The 3877-nt window shown below is 30.1% G+C and carries 4 protein-coding genes and 1 tRNA gene; all 5 read left to right on the top strand.

What is annotated here, in order from left to right:
* On the top strand, positions 1-129 hold a 129-nt coding region (locus BUA62_RS11880), incomplete at its 5' end, for a zinc ribbon domain-containing protein (RefSeq protein WP_143148393.1).
* A gap of 157 nt (positions 130-286) precedes the next feature.
* Positions 287-1333 carry a protein-glutamate methylesterase/protein-glutamine glutaminase gene (locus BUA62_RS11135; protein WP_072866105.1) on the top strand — a complete coding sequence of 349 codons (1047 nt, stop codon included), beginning with the start codon at positions 287-289 and terminating at the stop codon, positions 1331-1333.
* Positions 1333-2157, top strand: a complete 825-nt coding sequence (locus tag BUA62_RS11130; RefSeq protein ID WP_072866104.1) for a M23 family metallopeptidase — start codon at positions 1333-1335, stop codon at positions 2155-2157. Before BUA62_RS11135 ends, BUA62_RS11130 begins: the two co-directional genes overlap by 1 nt.
* Before the next feature lie 2 nt (positions 2158-2159).
* The gene (locus BUA62_RS11125) at positions 2160-3521 is read left to right on the top strand and encodes an N-acetylmuramoyl-L-alanine amidase family protein (protein ID WP_072866103.1); all 1362 of its coding nucleotides are present in this window, start codon (positions 2160-2162) and stop codon (positions 3519-3521) included.
* Between the two features lie 75 nt (positions 3522-3596).
* Positions 3597-3671 (top strand) — tRNA-Asn (locus BUA62_RS11120).
* Positions 3672-3877: the final 206 nt, after the last annotated feature.

The raw sequence follows: 3877 nt of genomic DNA, 5'->3' as shown, positions 1-3877 counted from the left end.
TGCCATAAATGTGGAAAAATAAAAAAGGATTTAAAATTATCAGACAGAATATATATGTGTGAATGCGGATATAAAAACGATAGGGATTTAAATGCAGCTTTAAATTTGAGGGATTATGCCTTAGCTTAAAAAACAAAGTAGGGCGAGTTACCCCCGAATTTAGGCCTGTGGAGCGTTATACCAAACGGGAGTAGCTTTGGCAAAACCGGACGCTGCGAAGCAGGAAAAAGCATAAAACCTTATATGTATTTATTGGTTTTAGTAAGTCTTTGGTAACGGGAGAGAGATGACCGATAAGATAATAAAGGTTTTAATTGTTGATGACTCGGGATTTATGAGAATGGTTTTAAAAGATATAATAGAGAAACAATCTGATATGAAGGTTGTGGGAATAGCCAAGACTGGACTTGAAGGTGTAGAAAAGGCTTTATCTCTTAAACCCGATGTAATAACAATGGATGTTGAAATGCCGGAATTAAACGGGCTTGAAGCGGTAAAATTAATAATGAAAAAAAACCCCACACCAATTATTATGGTGAGCAGTTTAACATCTAAAGATTCTGAGATAACTATAGAAGCTTTAGAAAATGGTGCAGTTGATTTTATACAAAAACCTGCGGGTAGTGTTTCCTGGACATTTAGAAGTGTTGGAGATGAATTATTAGAAAAGATAAGAAACGCAGCGAAAGTAGATCCAACAAAGTTGATGAGAAAAACAATCAAAGTAAAAAAACCAAGAATTAGTTTGAGTTTAAGAGGGCAAAAAATAGTTTTAATAGCTTCTTCGACAGGTGGTCCAAGATCATTAGATACTATTATACCTAATTTACCAAAAGGAATTAATGTACCTGTCGTGGTTGTTCAACACATGCCAGCAGGTTTTACAAAGTCTCTAGCAAATAGATTAGATAAAGTATCTGAATTAACAGTAAAAGAAGCAGAGGATAATGAAGAATTAAAACCGAATACTGTTTATATAGCTCCAGGTAATTATCATTTAGGTTTGAAAGCGAATGGTTTAAAGGTATATACATTTTTAGATTCTTCAGATAAAATAAATAATGTTAGACCAGCAGCAGATTTTACTTTTGACAAAGCCGCGGAAATATATAAGTCTAATATAATAGCAGCAATTTTAACTGGAATGGGAAAAGATGGTGCAAAAGGTGCTTTTAAAATTAAGCATTATGGTGGGAAAATAATAGCAGAATCACAAAAAACTTGTGTGGTTTATGGCATGCCAAAAGCAGTAGTTGAAGAAAATTATGCAGATTTTGTTTTGCCAAATTATGAAATAGCAGAAAAAATAGTTGAATTATTGGGAGGAAAGTGATGAGAAACCGATTTATTCTACTTATTTTAATAGCGTTACCGTTATTAATTTTTTCAGTAAAAACATATACTTACACCATTCAAAGTGGTGATTCATTAGAAAAAATTGCTAATAAACTTAATATACCATTATCCATTATTATTGATTATAATCCTGAATATGCATATAAAAAGTATATATATGCAGGTAAAAAATTAATCATACCAGAAAAACCCGTAATTATTTATGAGGTAAAATCTGGAGATAGTTTGAGTTATATAGCTAAAACATTTTTTTCAGATGCCAGTTTAATTGCAGAATATAATAATATAAAAAATCCAAACTTATTATACATAGGGCAAAAATTAGAAATACCGTATGAATATATAGGGCTGAGTTTTAATAAAAATGTTGATGTTTCATGGCCTGTTTGGGGGGAGATTACATCATTGTATGGGTGGAGAATTCATCCAATTTACAAAGAGAAACGATTTCATTCAGGAATAGACATTGCATTAAGTGAAGGATTGCCGATTTTGTCTGCTGTTACTGGGAAGGTTGTTGAAGTAAAAAAAGATAATGGATATGGCATATATGTAAAGATAAAAGCAGGAAAACATTATTATATATTTGCTCATATGTCAAAAGCTTTAGCAGTTGTTGGAGAAATAGTGAAAAAAGGTGAGTTAATAGGAAGAATTGGTTCGACAGGTATTTCTACAGGACCACATGTGCATTTTGAAGTAAGAACATTAGCAGAAAGATCTATAGACCCGTTTAATTTATTGCCTGGATTTAAATATGCACATGTACCTATTGAAAAACATTATATGGGTGGTAATTAAAAATGAAAAAAACAATAATGTTAATAACTTTTTTTCTTTTTCTTTCGTTTGTATTTTCCAGAGACTTATTTTTACAATGGAAAAAAGTAGACAGAAGTAATTATATTGAGAAAAACAATGATGTTTTTCTCAATATTTCATATTTAGAAAATATTGACTACAGTATAATGGGAACTTCAGAAAATATGTTTATAATAAAATTTGATGATACATGGTCAGCTGTTGTTTTCCCTAAAGCTAAAGTTGCTATTGTAAATTCTTCGGAGAGTTTATCATTAAATTCTGAAGATTTTATATATAAAGATAAGAAATATTTTGTAAAATTAGATATTTTAGCTAAGCTTTCAAATCTTGAGTATTTTCAAAATTCTAAAGGGTATTATTTAAATTATAAGTTAGCAAAATTAAAGAGTATAGACGGATTTTTAATGCAGGATAAATTAAGGGTTATTATGGAATTTTCAATGAAACCAGAAAAATATGAAGTTTATTCATTAACCTCAGTTCCAGGTTATTTAATTAAAGTTTATGGAGCAGAAATTCCAGAAGTATCTTTCTCAAAAGATTTTAATAATAAGTTTTTAAGCAGAATAAAAGCAATGCAACATTCAAAAAAAGAGATTTGGGTAACAATTATTCTTAGTGGAGAATCGAAAAGATACAGCAAATTTATCGAAAATGGCAGAATAATTTTAGATATAGAAATGGCAGAAGAATTTTCTAAACCTGTAGTTGTTTTAGATCCTGGGCACGGTGATTTTGATCCAGGAGCTCTTGGGTATTTAGGAACAAAAGAAAAGGATGTAGCTTTGAAGGTTGCATTGAAGACAAAGGAAATATTGAAAAGCAAAAATATAAATGTATATTTAACTAGAGATACAGATAAATTTGTTGAATTATATGACAGAGCGAAGATATCAAATGATTTACATGCTGATCTATTTATTAGTATTCATTTAAATTCATATCTTGAAAATAGAAGTGTAAGGGGTTCTGAGGTATATTATTTTTCTTTTTCTGATAATAAATATGCAAGAAAAATTGCAAGCAAAGAGAATCTAGATATGAATGATAATAAAGATATTATTAAATCGAGGGTTATCGAGAAGAAAAACTCTATAACAGAAAGTAAAAAAGTAGCAAGTATTTTAGAAGAGCATATAAAAGCAAACAGGATACCATTTAGATCTGTTAAAGCAGCAGAATTTGCAGTTTTAGCATATACAAAATGTCCAGCAATTCTCTTTGAGCTTGAATTTTTATCAAATCCGACTGTTGAAATTAATTTTATGTCGGGGAAATATGTAGACGTTTTTGCAAAGATTATTGCCGATTCTATAATGGAATATTTTGAAATAAAGTAAAAATTAACAAATTAGTAGCAAAGAATTTTCTTGATTTATAACATTTCTTATGTTATAATATACCTCGGAAGTTGTTCCGGCGTAGCTCAACGGTAGAGCGGGTGGCTGTTAACCACTAGGCTGGGGGTTCGAATCCCTCCGCCGGAGCCATACCATAAAAAGTCCAGCGAAAGCTGGACTTTTTTGTTAAGTGAGAAAAAAATGAGAATTCTTCTTAAGATGGAAATATTAATTTTAATTAATATATGAGGCTTCTTATTATCCTGACTTTGACAATTGTTTTTTTTAAAAAAAGAGATAACGCTGAAATATAGCGAAAAATATCAAATGTTAACTTTTTATAAAAAGCAAAATTA

Origin of the sequence: Marinitoga hydrogenitolerans DSM 16785, assembly GCF_900129175.1 — a bacterium.
In the GTDB taxonomy this organism is placed as follows: domain Bacteria; phylum Thermotogota; class Thermotogae; order Petrotogales; family Petrotogaceae; genus Marinitoga; species Marinitoga hydrogenitolerans.
The sequence above is the reverse complement of the archived record's forward strand: the minus strand, read 5'-3'. Positions and strand labels throughout refer to the sequence as shown.